General features: G+C 41.9%; 14 protein-coding genes and 1 tRNA gene. 7 read left to right on the top strand and 8 right to left on the bottom strand.

The window, feature by feature from the left end:
* Positions 1–86 precede the first annotated feature (86 nt).
* Positions 87–710, bottom strand: a complete 624-nt coding sequence (gene yihA / locus AC07M6_RS01665; protein WP_494887028.1) for a ribosome biogenesis GTP-binding protein YihA/YsxC — start codon at positions 708–710, stop codon at positions 87–89.
* 146 nt (positions 711–856) lie between these two features.
* On the opposite strand from yihA, the gene AC07M6_RS01660 reads away from it, so the two are divergent.
* Positions 857–1,354 carry a VOC family protein gene (locus AC07M6_RS01660; RefSeq protein WP_494887026.1) on the top strand — a complete coding sequence of 166 codons (498 nt, stop codon included), beginning with the start codon at positions 857–859 and terminating at the stop codon, positions 1,352–1,354.
* A gap of 28 nt (positions 1,355–1,382) precedes the next feature.
* Here the strand turns inward: AC07M6_RS01660 and AC07M6_RS01655 are convergent, their stop codons facing one another.
* Positions 1,383–1,922, bottom strand: a complete 540-nt coding sequence (locus AC07M6_RS01655; protein WP_494887024.1) for a hypothetical protein — start codon at positions 1,920–1,922, stop codon at positions 1,383–1,385.
* A 281-nt stretch (positions 1,923–2,203) separates the two neighbouring features.
* Here AC07M6_RS01655 and AC07M6_RS01650 point away from each other — a divergent pair, with 281 nt between their 5' ends.
* On the top strand, positions 2,204–2,638 hold the full coding sequence (locus AC07M6_RS01650; RefSeq protein WP_494887022.1) for an RrF2 family transcriptional regulator: 435 nt from the start codon (positions 2,204–2,206) through the stop codon (positions 2,636–2,638).
* 6 nt (positions 2,639–2,644) lie between these two features.
* Here the strand turns inward: AC07M6_RS01650 and AC07M6_RS01645 are convergent, their stop codons facing one another.
* The 3 genes from AC07M6_RS01645 to AC07M6_RS01635 form a co-directional block, all read right to left on the bottom strand.
* The gene (locus AC07M6_RS01645) at positions 2,645–2,917 is read right to left on the bottom strand and encodes a UBP-type zinc finger domain-containing protein (RefSeq protein WP_494887021.1); all 273 of its coding nucleotides are present in this window, start codon (positions 2,915–2,917) and stop codon (positions 2,645–2,647) included.
* 197 nt (positions 2,918–3,114) lie between these two features.
* On the bottom strand, positions 3,115–4,782 hold the full coding sequence (locus AC07M6_RS01640; protein WP_494887020.1) for an NAD(P)/FAD-dependent oxidoreductase: 1,668 nt from the start codon (positions 4,780–4,782) through the stop codon (positions 3,115–3,117).
* A gap of 45 nt (positions 4,783–4,827) precedes the next feature.
* On the bottom strand, positions 4,828–6,231 hold the full coding sequence (locus tag AC07M6_RS01635) for an ATP-binding protein (RefSeq protein ID WP_494887019.1): 1,404 nt from the start codon (positions 6,229–6,231) through the stop codon (positions 4,828–4,830).
* 221 nt (positions 6,232–6,452) lie between these two features.
* Here AC07M6_RS01635 and AC07M6_RS01630 point away from each other — a divergent pair, with 221 nt between their 5' ends.
* Positions 6,453–9,029 carry an NACHT domain-containing protein gene (locus AC07M6_RS01630; protein ID WP_494887018.1) on the top strand — a complete coding sequence of 859 codons (2,577 nt, stop codon included), beginning with the start codon at positions 6,453–6,455 and terminating at the stop codon, positions 9,027–9,029.
* A 130-nt stretch (positions 9,030–9,159) separates the two neighbouring features.
* Here AC07M6_RS01630 and tamL read toward each other — a convergent pair whose 3' ends face one another.
* The gene (gene tamL / locus AC07M6_RS01625) at positions 9,160–11,508 is read right to left on the bottom strand and encodes a translocation and assembly module lipoprotein TamL (RefSeq protein ID WP_494887016.1); all 2,349 of its coding nucleotides are present in this window, start codon (positions 11,506–11,508) and stop codon (positions 9,160–9,162) included.
* On the opposite strand from tamL, the gene AC07M6_RS01620 reads away from it, so the two are divergent.
* From AC07M6_RS01620 to AC07M6_RS01605, 4 genes are all read left to right on the top strand, one after another.
* A complete protein-coding gene (locus tag AC07M6_RS01620; RefSeq protein WP_494887015.1) occupies positions 11,499–12,245 on the top strand; it encodes a TrmH family RNA methyltransferase in 747 nt (248 codons plus the stop codon). The genes tamL and AC07M6_RS01620 overlap by 10 nt on opposite strands.
* Positions 12,246–12,297: 52 nt before the next feature.
* Positions 12,298–12,368, top strand: a tRNA-Cys gene (locus AC07M6_RS01615).
* A gap of 29 nt (positions 12,369–12,397) precedes the next feature.
* Complete coding sequence (locus tag AC07M6_RS01610) at positions 12,398–12,577, top strand: spore protein (RefSeq protein ID WP_494887014.1); 180 nt, start codon at positions 12,398–12,400, stop codon at positions 12,575–12,577.
* 144 nt (positions 12,578–12,721) lie between these two features.
* Positions 12,722–13,441 carry a hypothetical protein gene (locus tag AC07M6_RS01605; protein ID WP_494887013.1) on the top strand — a complete coding sequence of 240 codons (720 nt, stop codon included), beginning with the start codon at positions 12,722–12,724 and terminating at the stop codon, positions 13,439–13,441.
* A 134-nt stretch (positions 13,442–13,575) separates the two neighbouring features.
* Here the strand turns inward: AC07M6_RS01605 and AC07M6_RS01600 are convergent, their stop codons facing one another.
* Entirely contained in the window at positions 13,576–14,994 is a 1,419-nt protein-coding gene (locus AC07M6_RS01600; RefSeq protein WP_494887012.1) for a glycoside hydrolase family 28 protein, read from the bottom strand.
* 21 nt (positions 14,995–15,015) lie between these two features.
* A complete protein-coding gene (locus AC07M6_RS01595; RefSeq protein ID WP_494887010.1) occupies positions 15,016–17,301 on the bottom strand; it encodes a GH92 family glycosyl hydrolase in 2,286 nt (761 codons plus the stop codon).
* Between the last annotated feature and the right edge of the window lie 27 nt (positions 17,302–17,328).

Genomic DNA, 17,328 nt, shown 5'->3' with positions numbered 1-17,328 from the left:
GCGGCAATTGAGCGGACTGACGTTCAGAACGCACAAACCTATCTACCGGGGATCGTTCGCTATCGCTCACGATGACGAAATGATACCTACTCAAAACTCTTATAATCCGGCACTACAAACTCCCGGTTTATGCCATCAATAAAATTCAGCACTTCATCTTTACCCAGGGCACTTTCGGACGAGGTGATAAAAATATCAGGCACTTCTTCAAAACTGGCTAACAGCGCCTTGCGGAATTTGGCCACGTTCTGATCTGTTTTTACAGGCGATTGTTTATCGGCTTTGGTGAAGATGAGCGCGAACGGCAAGCCTTTTTCGCCTAACATATTGCAAAACTCAAGGTCTATTTTTTGAGGTTCCAGGCGGCTGTCTATCAGCACCATTACACACTGCAGGCTTTCGCGCTTGTTCAGATAATTGCGGATAAACTTGTCCCAGTCTTCTTTTTTGCTTTTAGAGATCTTGGCGTAACCGTAACCCGGCAAATCTACCAGGTACCAGTTTTCGTTGATCAGAAAATGGTTGATCAGTTGGGTTTTACCCGGTGTTTGCGATGTTTTAGCCAGGCCTTTTTTATTCACCAGCATATTAATCAATGATGATTTACCTACGTTTGAGCGGCCGATAAAGGCATACTCGGGTTTTACCGGCGGTGGCAATCTTGATATCTGGGTGTTGCTGACAACAAAGTCGGCTGATTTAATGATCATACGGCAAAGATACGGATTACAGTCGGGAAGTAGGAAAACCTGACTATCCGATAGATGATCAGGATTTTTAATCAGATATATTTACAATCAAATAACACATATCATTAAATAACACGGTAAATTTACATGTTTAAACATATAATATCATGAGTGATTATAAAATCCCGGCCCAAACCCGTATCGGCCATGTACATTTAAAGGTAAGCGATCTGCAACGTTCGCTTGATTTTTACTGCGGTCAGCTTGGTTTTGAACTGATGATGAAATACGGCGATCAGGCCGCGTTTATATCCGCTGGCGGGTATCATCACCATATCGGCTTAAACACATGGCATAGCAAAGGCGCCCCGCCTGCTCCAGAAAATGCGCCGGGTTTATATCATACCGCTATCCTGTTCCCCGAAAGGAAAGATTTAGCCATTGCCCTAAAACGCTTACTGGATACCAGGTACCCGATAACCGGCGCATCCGATCACGGCGTATCTGAAGCGATATATTTGAACGATCCCGATGGAAATGGTGTTGAACTATACTGGGACCGCCCCAAAGAGCAGTGGCCAAGAGATGAAGATGGCGAATTAACCATGTTTACACGCCGGTTAGATATTGAAGGATTACTGGCATTATGCCCCCCGACCCCCTGAAGGAGGAGCAAAGGAATGGGCAGGGTATCTAAAACATACTCTTTAAACCATCTATAATACTCTCAAAAAACGTTGGGAAACTTAGTCCATTGTGGTAGTTAAAATACAGGAAGATGAGGAAGATAACGGCCGCGATGATAATAAACCGTTTAAACAGGTAACCCAATAATACCAATGCCAGCGGTATCACCAGCAGCCAGCCCCAGCTAATGTGAAAAGGTACCAGCTTTTCATCGTGCTTGTACACATAATACAATTTTGCATGGATGCCCGTATCATTGTTATGGCGGAGATATAAAAAAATGGATTTCTCTAATTTGGGGCCGTAAAAGGCAACCCCTTTATTAAATACCAACTGCTGGTCGAACCCGTTAACTGTAAATGTAAAAATGCCGTTCACCTTTTCTAATGGTGCATCCACCGAGTCGGTGGCGACAACGGCTATCTGGCTTTGGCCAAATGGGTTATCCTTAATAATAAAATGATTGATGGTAATGGTATCGGCCTGTGCAAAGCCGTAAATAACAAATAGCGTTACCAGTGTTAAAGAAAGACGTTTCAGCATCATTTTATATATTTTTAACCAATGGCTAATTTAAACAATTTAATGGTTCGGTACATGAATTGCAAAATTAAGTATGCCGGTAAAATAAACGCTGATTACCGGTGTATAATCTATACGGATAAGCAACAGCCGCTTCAGTCCTGCACGGCCAAACCATATTAAATGCGGTGCTGTTGAAAAAAATATATTAAAACTATAGGGAAACTTATATTTTTTCAGAATATTTGAGCATACAAGCTAAACGTTACCATAATTATATATAATTTTGCTACTTAACTGGTCAAATGCTTTCCAAAAAAACCAAATATGCCATTAAGGCATTAGTGATACTGGGTAAACACCGGGACAAACCACCACTGCAAATATCGTGGATAGCCGAACAGGAAAAAATACCCAAAAAGTTCCTGGAACAAATATTACTCGACCTGCGCAACGCGGGCTTCCTGTACAGCAAAAAAGGAGCGGGTGGTGGCTACAGCCTAAACAAAGACCCTAAAGATATTTACCTGGTAAACGTACTGCGCATTACCGATGGCCCTATTGCCATGGTGCCCTGCGCCAGTTTAAACTTTTACCATAAATGCGATGAGTGCCACCAGGAAACCACCTGCGGTATCCGTGATGTATTTATCGATGTGCGTGATGCTACGCTGAAAATCTTGAGCGAAACCAGCATTGCGGATATTATTGACAGGGAGACCACCCTGATAAATACTTAGCGTTTATTAATACTCAGCAAACACTTCATCTGGATAACACCATAGCCACCTTTCGCCCGGCTGGGCCGAACTGATTACGGGATGTTTGGTTGCGTGATAATGCGCGGTCATGTGCTTCATCGGCGAATCATCGCAGCATAAGGTTGCACCACAGGTTTGGCAGGTACGCAAATGCACCCATGGACTATTGGTTTTAATGCATATCTCGCAAACTAATTCATCGGCCACCTGCAAGGTGGTAAGGGCTTGGATATGCTGACAGATTTCGGGCTGATCCATAGTTGTTTTTTTATATGTGAATATGTCATTTCGACAAACTGCGATGGGCTGAGTAGTTGGGTGAGGGAAATCTTATACACAATGAAGTCTTAGCATATCGTATAAGATTTCTCTTTCGCTCCTTCACACAATCCCAGTCCTGGCTCTATCGAAATGACATAGTTTATTTATTTACGATCCTTTTATACCGACATAAGTTACTTCACCTCGGCCAGGTATTTATGCACAAAACTAATGGCCATTGATCCCTCTCCTACAGCCGAAGCTACCCGGTTCATAGCCCCTGCCCTTACATCGCCGGCTGCAAAAATACCCGGACAACTGGTTTCCAACAGGTACGGATCACGCTTTTGTTTCCAGATCTTATTAAAATCGCCGTAGGTTTTTAACTCGCGGCCGGTTTCAATAAAGCCTTTGCCATCCTTAATAATGTCCAGCTCAATCCACTCGGTAAATGGCTTAGCGCCGATAAAAATATACAAAGCGGCAGCGGGCTTGGTTTCAACCGCATGGGTATCCACGTTGGCAATATCCAGTTCCTGCAACCTATCAGCCCCACGGGCTTCGGTTACTTCGGTTTTAGGCAGCACATGGATATTATCTGTAGCCTTGATCTGGTCTATCAGGTAGGCCGACATGGTGCTGGTTAAATCCTCTTTCCTGATCAGGATATAAACGTTCTTCGCAAATTTGGATAGGTACATGGCTGCCTGCCCGGCAGAATTGCCCCCGCCTACCACATATACTTCTTTATCCTTACAAGCAGTGGCTTCGGTCATGGCGGCACCATAATAAACGCCGGCACCTGTAAAATCGTCGATACCGCGGGTATCCAGTTTGCGGTAATCTACCCCGGTAGTAATAACCACGCTGCGGGTGTTGATCTCGGCTGCGTCTTCCAGGATAATTCTTTTGTAGCCGTCTTTTTGCTGAATGGATTTTACCGATTGCGGCGAAAGAAATTCGGTACCCAGGCGTGCGGCCTGTGTAATGGCACGGCGCGTCAATTCGGCACCGCTTAGCCCCGTCGGGAAGCCCAGGTAGTTTTCGATACGCGAACTGGTACCGGCCTGTCCGCCCGGCGCGCGCCGTTCTATCAATAAGGTCTTTAATCCTTCGGATGCACCGTAAACACCTGCTGCTAAGCCGGCCGGGCCTGCGCCTATGATTACTACATCATAAATATCCTGCCTTTTTACTTGCGGGTTTAAGCCAATTCTGGCAGCAATTTCTACAATGCCGGGGTTAGATAAATAGCTGCCATCTTCTAAAAAAACAACCGGCAGGTCCTTTGTTGTCAATCCGTTAAGCGTTAATAACTGCTCTGCTTCTGCTCCTGCTTGTGTATCGAGCCATTGGTACGGCACCAGGTTGCCCGCCAAAAAGTCCTTTATCTCGTGCGATTTACGGGAATACTGGTATCCTATTACTTTAATACCTCTAAACTCGGGTTGATAGTCGCATTCCCAATCTTCCAGCAGGTCATCAATTACCGGGTAAAGCTTTTCCTCGGGCGGGTCCCAGGGTTTTACCAGGTAATAATCCAGCTTAACGGCATTAATGGCTTTTATAGCCGCGTCTTTATCCGAATATGCGGTTAACAATACCCTTTTAGCTTCGGGGTAAAACTTCATGGCACGTTCTAAAAAGCCAACGCCGTCAAGTTCGGGCATACGCTGGTCCGAAATAAAGAGCGCTACCGTTTCGCCTTTGTTTTTCAATTCCAGCAAACTATCCAGGGCTTCCTGTACCTTATCGGTACTCAGCACCCGGTAATTTTCCCGGTATTTATTTTTCAGGTCGCGCGTTATGGCGCGCAATACCTGGGTATCATCATCAATACAAAATATAATAGGCAGATTCATTAATATCCTTCGCTTTCTTAATGTTATAAATATACAAAACCGGCGCTAATTACCGTTGATCGGGAACTCTACAATAAACGCTGTGCGGCCCGGTACCGAGTTCACTTTGATACTTCCGTGATGCTGCTGTACAATGCGTACCACTACATCCAAACCCAGTCCCGTGCCTTTCCCAACCTCCTTGGTTGTAAAAAACGGGTCGAAGATTCTGCTTTTAATCTCGTCGGGTATGCCCGGTCCGTTATCAATAACCGATACCTGCACGCAATCTTTAGCGGGGGCTGTTTTTATCTCCAACACACCATTACCATTAATTTCCATGGCATCCAGCGCATTGTCTATCAGGTTAGTCCATACCTGGTTCAGTTCACCTATCATGGCATTTACCGGGGGCAGCGACAGATCAAAGTCCTGGTTAACAGTTATATTCCCTTTTTTAATCTTATACTGCAGCATGGTCAACGTATTGCGGATCCCGTTATGGATATCCGCATACTGCTTGCCATGGCCCTGGTCCATATGGGTGAAATTTTTAACAGAACCTACCAGATCGGCAATACGGCGGGAGGCATCCTCAATATCGATCACCATTTTTTCGGTCACCAGGTTATTATTGATCCAGTTAAAAACAGCCGATATGGAATCATCGGGGATATGTTCTTTAAAACCATCCAGATCTTTAACCGTAAAGCCAAATTCGGTCATATTTTCGGCAATCTCCTGGCTGTTGGTTACGTTGTAATCAGCCATCCAATCGTACAGGTCATCTTCCATAGCCGATCGCTGCATCATGGTAAAATGCGGCTTATCCTTCCGGTTCAATACGGCAAACAGCTGATCGTTTATAAAATCAACTTCGGCAATACTCATACGTATTGCCATTACCTTTTTAAAAGTTTCGGGTGTTAACTTTAAGTGTTTTAACAACGAAGCCGCGCCGCGTACCACCGCTGCTGCGGGATTATTTAATTCGTGCGCTAAGCCTGCCGACAGTTTACCCAGCGCCATCATTTTTTCGCTTTGCTGTTCAAAGGCTGTAAAATTGCGTACACGAGTAGTCATGATATGTACCAGCGCCTGTGTCAGTTCAAACTGTGTACGGATCATTTCATCCATTTTATCAACCGGCATAAACAAATAGCGCATAGTTGATACCACCTCGCCAATACCGTTTGTTGTTTTTGCTCTTGAAAAAGGCAGGTAACCGGTTATAGCCTTGGGTTCAAAAACAAAAATTTCGCGCATCTCGCCATTTTGCGGCATGCACAGCCTAAACTTGCCTTCGATAATAATATAGGTGCCTTTAATCGGGTCGCCGGGTTTAAATAATTGCCCGCCAACCTGCGTCACCAGTAATGTGCTGTGGTCTATCAGCCATTGCAATTGCCCGGCGGGTACCTCTTTCAAGGCATCAATGCTTTGTAGCCATTGTACGTTTACCTCGTTCATTGGGATATGGTAGTGTAAGGCCTAAAATTAGGCAAAAAAGGATAAATAGTTTGATTAAAATACGGTTTAACCGAATGTTATCATACCATTAAAATGGCAAGCCAATACCAAAGTTCAGCTGCATAAAGTTGTAGGTATCGCCATGGATAATATTATATACTTATTATTTATCTATTTTATCAACTTATATATATATTCGAAAACCATAAACTAAACCTATCATGTTCGATTTTAAAAAATGGGGTTTCGATCCTAAAACTGCAGCAGTAACTTTATTAATCATTCCTATACTATTAGCTATAAAGAAAGTTGTTTTAAAACATTTAAAAGAACTGACTGAATATCTATGGGAAGGAATAATGTACATACTAAGCAAGTATATCAAACAATCCCTTGCTGCATCTTTAAGTATGAGGCGTTATTGTAGATTGCAAATAGGAAATGAAAGCATAAAATTCCTGCATATTCCTTCAAGCTTGGATATAAACTTAGATATTGATAAAATATTTGTTAACCTAACAATAAGTTATTTGGAGGAGCAAGAAAATAATTTCAACCATAAAGACTTTTTAAATATTGGAAATAGAATAAAAGTGATGGGTGATCCTGGAGCAGGTAAATCATCCTTAATAAAAAAGGTTTTTAGAGACTGTTGTCAAGCAGGTTTAAAAAAGCCAAAAAAAACCAAACTTCCAATTCTATTAGAATTGAAAAATATCACCCCCCCTCAAAAGAAAAATATTGACTTGGGAAAATGGCTTTATGACTATATTAAAAAAGACCTTTCTGAAAATAAAATATTTAAAATGGATGAGTGTTTTGATAATTATGTCGCCACAAGGGGAGTTTTAATATTGCTTGATGGCTTAGATGAAGTGTCATCTAATAATTACATTATTACTGCAAAATGTATAAATGATTTTAGTAAATACTTAAATAAAATTAGCCCCAATAATGTTATTGTTCTAACAATGAGGACACAATACTATCAACAAATTAAAGGTGATTTTAATACAAACTTTCCTCATTCTACATTTTTAAAGCCTTTTACCCCATCTGATGTCTATGAGTTTTTATCGCGCTGGCATTTTGAAAAAGAAACCGAAAGTAATATATCGCGAATATATAAAGACTTGACAGATAGGCCAACACTGAGAGAAATGTGTAGCAATCCCCTAATCTTATCTATGTACGTTGCCGAAGATCAAATTTCTAAAGGCAATTTATCACCAGAATCAAGAACCCAATTCTACAAAAAGGTTACTGAAGAATTGATAATTAAAAGAAGGATGATGCAAAAGTCGTCGATAACAGGTTCTTATTCATCTTTGAAAGAACAAAGAGAACAGATTTTGGGTAAAATAGCTTATAATCATCTTATTAATATTAAGGAATCAAGAAATACATTGAAATGGAAGAATGCGATTTCAACAATCAAAGAAGTCTTAAAATGTGATGATGCAAAAGCTGAAGCAATTTTTTATGAAATTTCAAAAGAAACCGGATTAATTACAGAGGAAAGACAGAAAGAAACTTTTAGATTTATACACCTAACGTTTTGTGAGTTTTTAGCTGCTTTCGAAGTTGCACAAGGCATAGCTGATGGTTGGAATAAACTTGTAAGCTATCACATTTCTTTTATAAAAATTAGCAATGAAGGGAAGTCAAGATTAATTGAAGTAATCCCATTCACGGCTGGGCTTTTACCAAGAATCAACCGAGAACAGGCATTGAAAGATATATCATTACTAAATGACGTAAATTTAATGTCTAGATGTTTTCTGGAAACAAAATTGTATAATCATGACTATTGGAATGAGTTCATAAAAAATTCAAAAAGCAACTTATTAAATAATTATGGTAGCCGATTAGATGAAAAGTGGTTACAAGATTTGCATTTATTTAACGTCGTAATAAGAGATGCAAATTTAGCTGCGGAAAATATAAATATTGATCAAAATATAAATCTTACTCAATTTTATGAGAATCTATTAGATAAAGATAAAACTATATTAAACGAAATATTAACATCATTTGCAAGTCAAGATGCTGCTGCTGTTTTTAGGCTTTGTGAAATAGGTAATATCAACTTGCTTAATGATTTCCCCAATATAATTATTCAAAACTGTGACCAAATTCCCTTTTTAGGATTAATTAAAGATAAAATTTTGCAAAACACAGTCGAATCTGATAATTGGGTCGTATTGTTAGTTGAGTCTGCATTAAGAAAAAAATTGGTATGTTATCTTTTAGATGATATGCCTGTGAACGACGATTTGTCAAAAAAAATAAACTCTTCTTCAGATTATAGAATATGGTATTATAAGAATATCATAAAAGAAACTTTTTTTACACAATGCGTTACAATTGCGTCCAAAAGAGATCCGAATAATATGGTTTTAAAGAACCTAAATCTTTTAATGGAATTGAAATCACCATTTGAAAATCGCAATAAAATCAATAGTTATATTTATCTACCTTTTTTATGTATTGCAATTTTTGGTGCATCTATATTCTTTAATCGTTATTTTCATGACTTACCTTATCATAGAACCATACTATACTCAGTATTATTTGTTCTTTACATTTCTACACCTTATCTTTTTTTCAAAAAAAGGAGTGTAGTAAACTTTTATAGATTAGCATTAAACTTAACATCAAATGATAGTCTTACAAGAAAACCAAAGTTGATGATTTCAAAAATAATATTATTTTTATATTTTGGTCAAGGTAGTTTCATGAGGAAAAAAGATCAAGATGCTTTAAAGAAATTGACTTCATTAAGAGGTAATCCATAATGTTCGTTACTAATTTCATAATTAAAGAAACCACCAGATGATTAAACTTCTTCAGTTGTATTTGAGAAACTCATTATTCTAATTAAGAATATAATCTCTAATTAATAACGTACATAAATAACTACAAGCTTTAAAACGGCAAGCCAATACCAAAGTTCAGCTGCATAAAGTTGTAGGTATCGCCATGGGTGGCCAGGTAATTGCTTTTAAAGTTACCGCTGTGAAACAGTTCGTTAGCATGGCGCAGCAGCACCCACTGATCGCCTCCTGTAAATTGAGGGTCCTTAAATTTAAAGGCAGCATCTAATCTAAACACAAAGAAATTAAGATCAAAACGCAACCCCGCGCCTAAACCAATAGCCGTACTCTGGAACAAATTACTAAAACTAAACTGCCCGCCCGGACTTTCCACCTCTTTGTGCAGGCGCCATACGTTACCAAAATCAGAGAATAACGCGCCTTTAAGCTTTGTTCCAAAAAAATTGTCGGCTATTTTGTACCGGTATTCTATGTTGCCCAATATTTTTATTTCGCCAAACTGGTCTAAATACTTCAGCCGGTTACGCGTGGTGCTATCCGGATAAATGGCACGGTTAAACTGACCGGGACCAAGTGTGCGGGGCAGCCAGGCACGGTTATCGTTAGCGCCCCCTGCATAAAAATTCTTTTCGAATACCAACTGATTGCTGTTGCCGTAAGGGATCCCTATACCAGGGTTAATGCGAAAAACAAACTGCCGCTCGCCCCCAACATTACGGTATACCCTAAAATCTATCTCGGCCTTGGCGTATTGCGAAAAAGCCTGCCCAAAAATAGTGCGCTGATTAGCGGTATCGCGGGGGGTATTAAGCGCTTTGGTTAACAAATTCATGGTATTGCCCGCTACATCCAGCGATCCCCTGAAATATTCAAAGCTGCCCAGCGAGTTCAATATATCGGCATTTACCTGGTAAGTGTACTGGCTGCCCACCGTAAATATGGTACGGCCAATTAAAAAGATATACGAATAGCGGTTAATATCCAGCAAGGCTTGCCGGGCAGCCGGATCGATCCGGCCGGTGGAGTATTCGATATTAATCGGAGTTAAGGTATGCAGTTTGTGGCCGGTTTCGGCAAAATCATAGGTAAGCGAATTAATAAAGCTTTCGCGCTGCACCAGCCCTTTATAATAGAACAGGGAATAGTTGGAAGAGAAAGTAGTATGCGGCACACCGTATTTACCCAATATAGGCAGTTTAAAAGGTGTAATGATACGCGGATAGATGAGGCTGACACCCGTTTTAAACTCCTGGTTTTGAATACCTGCTGCCCCCTGGCCATTAGCTTTATCAAATAATACGCTCCAGTTTATTTTAAACTGAAGTATTTCGGCACGCTTAAACAGGTTTCGGTTGGTAAAGGTATTACCTACGTTGTAACCATAACGGCCACCATTAAAAATAAACTCGCCCTCCACGCGGTCGCTCATTTTTTTCAGTGGTACAATGTCAATTTTTGTATTCAGCCGGTTAGTACTGTCGGGAAGTTTTTCGTAGGTGGGGTTAGGCACGTTCCTGAACACGTTTAACTCGGAGAGCCGCGTGGTGGTTAACGATTGTTTATCAATATCATACAACTCTCCTTTTTTCTGGAATACGTAATAAGTTACCGCCTTGGGTTTAAAGTTGCGCGAAAAATCAACAAACCTGAACTGGGAATCTACCTGCAAGGTATCGGCTTTACCCGGATTGCGTCCATAACTGTTTGATATAGTAATAAGTGTATTATTGATGGTATAAACCGGATGTTTGATTTTCCCCACCGGGTTATTGATCCTCATTTTTATATCCACCACACTGTTATTAAATGTGGTATCAAACTCGTAGCTAACATACTGGCGGTAAAAATCGTAATAACCATTACGTTTCATCAACTGGTATATCTCATCCCTATCGTAAGCCAAACTATCCTTATCATACCGGCCGCCGGGTTGTATATGTGAAAACTGAACACGGTTTGCACGGTACAACGATTCTACACTTTTATCGGATATATCATCCGAAAACTTGCGGATCCTGAACATGGGCCCTTCAACTGCTGTAAAAACCAGTTCAGCTTTTTTCTTTTTGATGATAATGGAATCGGTTACCCGGGCCTTTAGATAACCCTTATTTTGCAGGAATTTTTCTATCTGCAAGCGCGAGTATTCTACCAAATTGCTATCCAGTATGGATGGCGGTTCGCCAACGTCATTCTTCCCGTTCTTACTGAAGGTATAGTATAAATTGAGGTTTATCCAGTTATTGGGCTGCTGTTCTTTATCTACATAAGCAGGGGCCGCCTCGCTAAATTCTTTATCTACGCCTTTTATCGTAATTTTGCGCACCAGCGATTCATTTGGTTTTAAACGGCGCGTTAAACTGCATCCTGCTAACAAGAAAACCGATAGAATAACTAATATTGTGAAGCTTTTATGTTTTAAACCTGTATATGCTTTCAAAATCTCAGATTAGTTTATTTAAATCTTTACAACATAAAAAGTTCCGCAATGTTCATGGATTATTTGTGGCCGAGGGATTTAAATCTGTCGCAGAGTTTATTGCTTCAGGTTATCCCATCCAAACCGTTTACCATACAGATGCAGCCGCCCCAAAATTGCTGAAATTATCGGCAAAAATAAATTTTCAGGAAATTTCTTTAAACGACCTGGCTAAGATAAGCAGTTTAACCACACCGCAGGAAGTTATTGCATTAATAAAAATACCTCAATGGCCGGCTTTGGATGCTGCCCTGCTAAAAAACAAATATGCTTTAGTGCTGGATGGCGTACAGGACCCCGGCAATATGGGTACCATTATCCGCACGGCCGATTGGTTTGGTATCACTCATATCATTTGTTCACACGATTCGGTAGACGTATACAACCCCAAGGTTGTGCAGGCTACTATGGGTTCGCTGGCGCGGGTAAATGTATATTATACCGACTTGTCATCGGCTATCCCTCAATTAAAAATACCGGTTTACGGCGCTTTATTAAACGGGCAAAATATTTACACCACCAGCTTTAACACCGAAGGCTTAATTGTGATGGGTAACGAGGGTAACGGAATAAGGCCCGAAATACAAAAACTGGTAGATACCCCTATCACTATACCCGGCGCCGGCGCAACCGAATCGTTAAATGTGGCGATAGCTGCCGCCATATTTTGTTCGGAGATATTTAGAAATCGTTTTTAAATAAAAAATTGGCTTGCAATAAATATTTATTAACTTTGCACTCCTGAAAAATGGTCGGGTGGCCGAGTGGCTAGGCAGAGGTCTGCAAAACCTTGTACAGCGGTTCGAATCCGCTCTCGACCTCGAGGTTAACATTTTATAAAGAGATTATCATGGGCGTTACACGTTTAAAAAGAAAAGACAGGAAAAACAAGACTACTTCACGCTTAGAAGTACAGTTTTTAAAATTAGCTACTAACATTGAGTTAGGCAGCCGTTCTGCTGAGTCGAAACACAGCCAGATCGCAAAAAACAACGAAGTGTTAGCGAAAGCTATCGCCGCTTCAAAGTAATTTTTTCGGTTAACCGAAGATGATTTAAGTCCTGTTAGCGTAAGCTGGCAGGATTTTTTGCGTTTTATACTGTGGATGATGGCATTTAACCAATTTTAACACATTTAGCCTGTTTTAAGCCATTCGCTACTATTATCTTTAGGCATGTTTCGCTACCTGCTATTACTGATCCTCTGCTGTTTATTATTTACTACTGGATACGCGCAGCAAACCATTAAAGCCGTTGTTTACGAAAATAAAACCAGGATCCCTTTAAACGGCATCCGCATACAAAACCTGCGCACCAAACAACGTACGGAAAGTGATGCCGATGGCAAGTTCAGCATTAAGGCGTCGGTGAATGATATACTGGTATTTAATGGTTTTAATTATCTACCCGATACCGTTATGGTTACCGACATCCGTACCAACGCTTATTTTATGGAACCGCAAACAAATATGCTGAAAGAGGCTAAAGTGGTTACGCCCGAAATCCATACCGGCAGCCTGATGGATCCCGAGTTTCATGGGCAAAGCGTGATTTACACGCGCAATAAAAACGGATCGTACAAAGGCGGTGTCACGTTGAGGTTACACTACTGGAAAAAAGATGAGCGCAAGCGGGAAAAACTTAAGCAAAAGCAGGATGAGGAAACTATACGCCTGCAAATTGACAAGGTTTTTAACGATGACACATTGATGAAATTCCTGCCCCTGAAAAAGACGGAGGTTGGCACGTTCATCTCACTTTATGTGCCATCGCCAAAGGTTTATATGGCTAACGATTTTAATCTGCTATACTACCTGGATACCCGTTATAAACAATTTATGAAACTACCTCCCGAGAAAAGGGCGATGGGCTCCCTCTCCACCATCCCCTATTGAAAGCAATGGCCTATTATTAGATGTTTTGGGTAGCCCCTGGCCGGGGCATTATGGTTTCTGTTACGTTTTCTACAAACAGGTAGTCCCTCCAGGACACAGAAGCATCACCGAATAATGGATTTGCTAAAAACCGATTATTGTTCGGTTAAATTATAAACCTTCAACTTACCGACACCCTGTTTTTTTATGACGGGCCCAAAATACGAAGGCCGGTTAACGCCCCAGGTAACCGAGCTGTTCCTGATGGTGATCGTTTCGGCGTTATCCAGGTAAAATGCCGAGGTATTGGCTTTAAGCAATCCTTCCACTTCACTTGGCCTGCGGTCGTAAATACTGCCGGGGATATTGGTTGTTTTATTGATGAACAGATCAACCTGATCAAACACAATCCCCGAAACTTTATCAGGACTTTCCCCGCCAACATACACGCCGTTTTCGCTCACACATTTAATATTGCTGAAATAAATTTGGCTCACCTTACCAACGCTGCCTTCTGTTGCCCCCTTTGGCAAGCGCCACCCCGCATCTTTATTATTAGTATTGGCCCGGCGATAAGCGGTTACATAAATAGGCTCGGATTTGCCCCACCATACATCCGAAAACAGGTGCGAATCGATCAGGATATTTGAAAAGATCACATCGGTAACCGTACCCTCGTCCCGGTTTTGAATGCCGATACCGCGATTACTTTTTTTGATGATACAGTTATTGATCAGCACATGACTGATCCTGTCCATATTCTCCGACCCGATCTTAATAGCGCAGGAGCGCGACGTCATGGTGCAGTTACTAACAGTAATATTTTCGCAGGCGCCAAATTCCTCGTACTCGCGGCGGTTTTTAAGGCAGATACAATCGTCCCCCGATTCGATATAACAGTTGCTGATGCGTACATTTTTGCTGTGGTCCAGATCTATCCCATCACTGTTGCGCACCTTCAGGCTGTTAAGCAATGTCAGGTTATCAATAGCTACATCATCGCACCCCACCAAATGCACCGTCCAATAAGCCGAGTTGCGGATGGTAAGATCGCGGATGCGGATATTTTTACCGCCCACAATAGTTAGTACATGCGGACGCGGATCAACTATATGAAATGATTTTAACACGTACGAATCTTCCAGTTCGGCCCCCATAAAGGATATGCCGTTGCCATCAATAGTACCGCCGCCGCAAATAGTTATGTTACTGAGGTTTTCGCCGCCAATCCAGATGGTGCCTTCGCCTTTATTATCGCGAAAAGCGCTCTTTTTATAAACCCCTTCGTTACCATTGGCTAAAACCGTGGCATTAACTTCCACCACAAACTCAATGTTTGATTTCAGGTTGAACGGCCCGGTTAAATAAGTTTTCCCCGCTGGTATAATTACCTTACCGCCACCAGCGCCTGATGCCGCATCTATGGCTTTTTGCATAGCCGCAGCATCATCGGTCTTACCATCGCCAACAGCGCCGTAATTAATAATATTGTAGCTGTTGTTTTGCTGCGCATCAGCACGATAACACATAGCGGCAAGCAAACAAATACCAACAAAAGTGAGCCTCTTAATCATTTCAAATAGGTTTAATTCCGTTTATTTGGTTAGTCCTTTAGGCTGATCGGCCGGGTTAACCGCCCAGTTAGTTGCAGGTTTATCCTGAAGGTATAATTCGAGCAGGCCGCCTTTCATGATATCATTATAGCGTACAAAATTGCGGTTGAATTTAACGCCGTTCCATTTAGCCATTTTGATATACTGCGCGGTGGCGCTGCTTTTATGACATACTATTTCAAACTTTTTGCCTTGCGCTAACGCGATAGTTACCTTGTTAAAAACAGGCGACGATAACAAATACTCGCCGGATACAGGGTTTACCGGATAAAACCCCATGGATGCAAACAGGTACCAGGCCGACATTTGCCCGGCATCGTCATTCCCGCCCAGGCCGCCCGGCCCGCTACTGTATTCTTCTGCCAATATTTTGCGTACCTCACGCTGTGTTTTCCACGGCGAAGCGGTGTAGTTATACATGAAAGGAATTTGGTGCCCAGGTTCGTTACCATGCCAGTATTCATTTTTGATGAACAGGCTATCCAGCGATTGCTCTAATTTGGCAGTGCCGCCCATTAAACGCGCCAACCCGCCTACATCCTGCGGCACATAAAAAGTGTATTGCCGTGGGGTACCTTCGGTAATATAGCTTACTTTTTTATCAGGCTGATAGGGCGATATCCAATTGCCATCGGCATAACGGCCGCGTACCATCCCGGTCGAGCGGTCAAAAACGTTGGCATAATAACCCGCCCGTTTAATCAGAACGTTATAATCGGCATTTTTATGGATGGCTTTTGCAAACTGCGCTAAGGCATAATCGTCATAGGCATATTCCAGCACCCTGCTCACTTGTTCCTGCTTGTGAAACGCGTCTTTAACACTGTCTTCCAGCGGAATGTAATGATATTTTAAATAACTATCTAATGCCCTGCGGCCTTTACCTTCCACATAGTCGCTTCTTTTTGCAGGAGTTTCAAACGCGTTGCGCCTGAGCACCTGGTAGGCCTCGTTCACATCGTAATTACGGATACCTTTTAAATAGGCCGAACTAATTACGGAGACGGTATGATCGCCGATCATTTCGGATGTATAGCTGTTCCAGCAGGGGAAAATAGGCATCCAGCCACCTTGTTTTCCTTTTAAAATGAGCGATTGAACAAGATTATTAATAAAAGGCGGGTTCAGTATTTCAAACAAGGGGATTTGCGCCCGGTAGATATCCCACATCGAGAAATCATCATAGTAATTCCCCTGGGTTAAACTGGCGTTTTTATAGTTAGATGAGAACATGGGATAGCGGCTATCCACATCGTTATATAGCCTTGGCTGTTGCATGGCGTGGTAAAACGAGGTATAAAATATTTGCTTATCTGCCACATTCTCTGTTTCAACTTTTATCTGGCCCAATGCCTTTTCCCATGTAGCTTTGCAGCGATTGACGGTATGATCAAAATTATAGTCCGGCATCTCGGCATCCAGATTTTTACGGGCGCCGGCAAAGTCCGTGAAGGAAGTACCGATACGGACGGTCAGCTTTTCACCTTTGTTCATTTTAAAGCTCACATACGCGCCAATATGGGCCTGATTTTGGATACTGTCGCCGGTAAAGAGCTGATCGCCGGCAAAGGTCCCATGATTGCTTGTCCCCTTTTCAAACCTGATCACAAAATAGCCGCTAAAGCCTGCCCTTTGCCCCCATCCCTGATAGATACGATGCGCCGGGTTGTAGCCATAAACTTCGCCTTTGGCGGCATCAAACTTAATATAACCTTCCTTATAATCGCTGTTTGGCATCATCAACAGGTGCAGGGTACCGGTTTTATCCATGGTAAACTGCATCATGCCGCAACGCGGGGTAGTGGTTACCGCGGCTGTAATTTGCAATGCTTTTAAATTAACCTGGTACAGGTAAGGTGTGGTTATTTCATCGCTATGCGTAAAGGTTGTACCAAAATTGGTTGTCTGGAGTTTGCCGGTTAGGGGCATAATGCTTACACTTCCATAATCCTGCGTACAGGAACCGCTTAACCAATGCGAACCGCGGAAGCCTAAAAAAACATCGTCTTTATAATAATACGGGGCGATGCATTTGTTTTCGGTAGCCTTTGTTTGCGGCGTCCACTGCGTCATGGCAAAAGGTGTGGTAACCGCCGGGATGGTATTCGCATTTAATTCGAGCCCGCTACCATGTTTTAAAGCCGCTTTTGTTGTCGCAGCCGCTGTACCCGCCATTGGTTGCACATATTGCACCAGGTTTTGGGCGCCGGCAGTAAAGCTGCTGCCGGCAAACAGCATACCACAAATGCTGTTCAATATTATCCTCATCGGTTTAAATAAGTTTTTATCAGGTAT

It is taken from the genome of Mucilaginibacter sp. GW821-FHT07H05 (genome assembly GCF_059418485.1).
The sequence above is the reverse complement of the archived record's forward strand: the minus strand, read 5'-3'. Positions and strand labels throughout refer to the sequence as shown.

Coding starts and splice junctions, on each gene's coding strand:
- AC07M6_RS01660 (WP_494887026.1), top strand. CDS start 857: ATGAGTGATTATAAAATCCCGGCCCAAACCCGTATCGGCCATGTACAT.
- AC07M6_RS01655 (WP_494887024.1), bottom strand. CDS start 1,922: ATGATGCTGAAACGTCTTTCTTTAACACTGGTAACGCTATTTGTTATT.
- AC07M6_RS01600 (WP_494887012.1), bottom strand. CDS start 14,994: ATGATTAAGAGGCTCACTTTTGTTGGTATTTGTTTGCTTGCCGCTATG.
- AC07M6_RS01620 (WP_494887015.1), top strand. CDS start 11,499: ATGCTTTCAAAATCTCAGATTAGTTTATTTAAATCTTTACAACATAAA.
- AC07M6_RS01610 (WP_494887014.1), top strand. CDS start 12,398: ATGGGCGTTACACGTTTAAAAAGAAAAGACAGGAAAAACAAGACTACT.
- AC07M6_RS01645 (WP_494887021.1), bottom strand. CDS start 2,917: ATGGATCAGCCCGAAATCTGTCAGCATATCCAAGCCCTTACCACCTTG.
- AC07M6_RS01640 (WP_494887020.1), bottom strand. CDS start 4,782: ATGAATCTGCCTATTATATTTTGTATTGATGATGATACCCAGGTATTG.
- AC07M6_RS01605 (WP_494887013.1), top strand. CDS start 12,722: ATGTTTCGCTACCTGCTATTACTGATCCTCTGCTGTTTATTATTTACT.
- AC07M6_RS01635 (WP_494887019.1), bottom strand. CDS start 6,231: ATGAACGAGGTAAACGTACAATGGCTACAAAGCATTGATGCCTTGAAA.
- AC07M6_RS01650 (WP_494887022.1), top strand. CDS start 2,204: ATGCTTTCCAAAAAAACCAAATATGCCATTAAGGCATTAGTGATACTG.
- yihA (WP_494887028.1), bottom strand. CDS start 710: ATGATCATTAAATCAGCCGACTTTGTTGTCAGCAACACCCAGATATCA.
- AC07M6_RS01630 (WP_494887018.1), top strand. CDS start 6,453: ATGTTCGATTTTAAAAAATGGGGTTTCGATCCTAAAACTGCAGCAGTA.
- AC07M6_RS01595 (WP_494887010.1), bottom strand. CDS start 17,301: ATGAGGATAATATTGAACAGCATTTGTGGTATGCTGTTTGCCGGCAGC.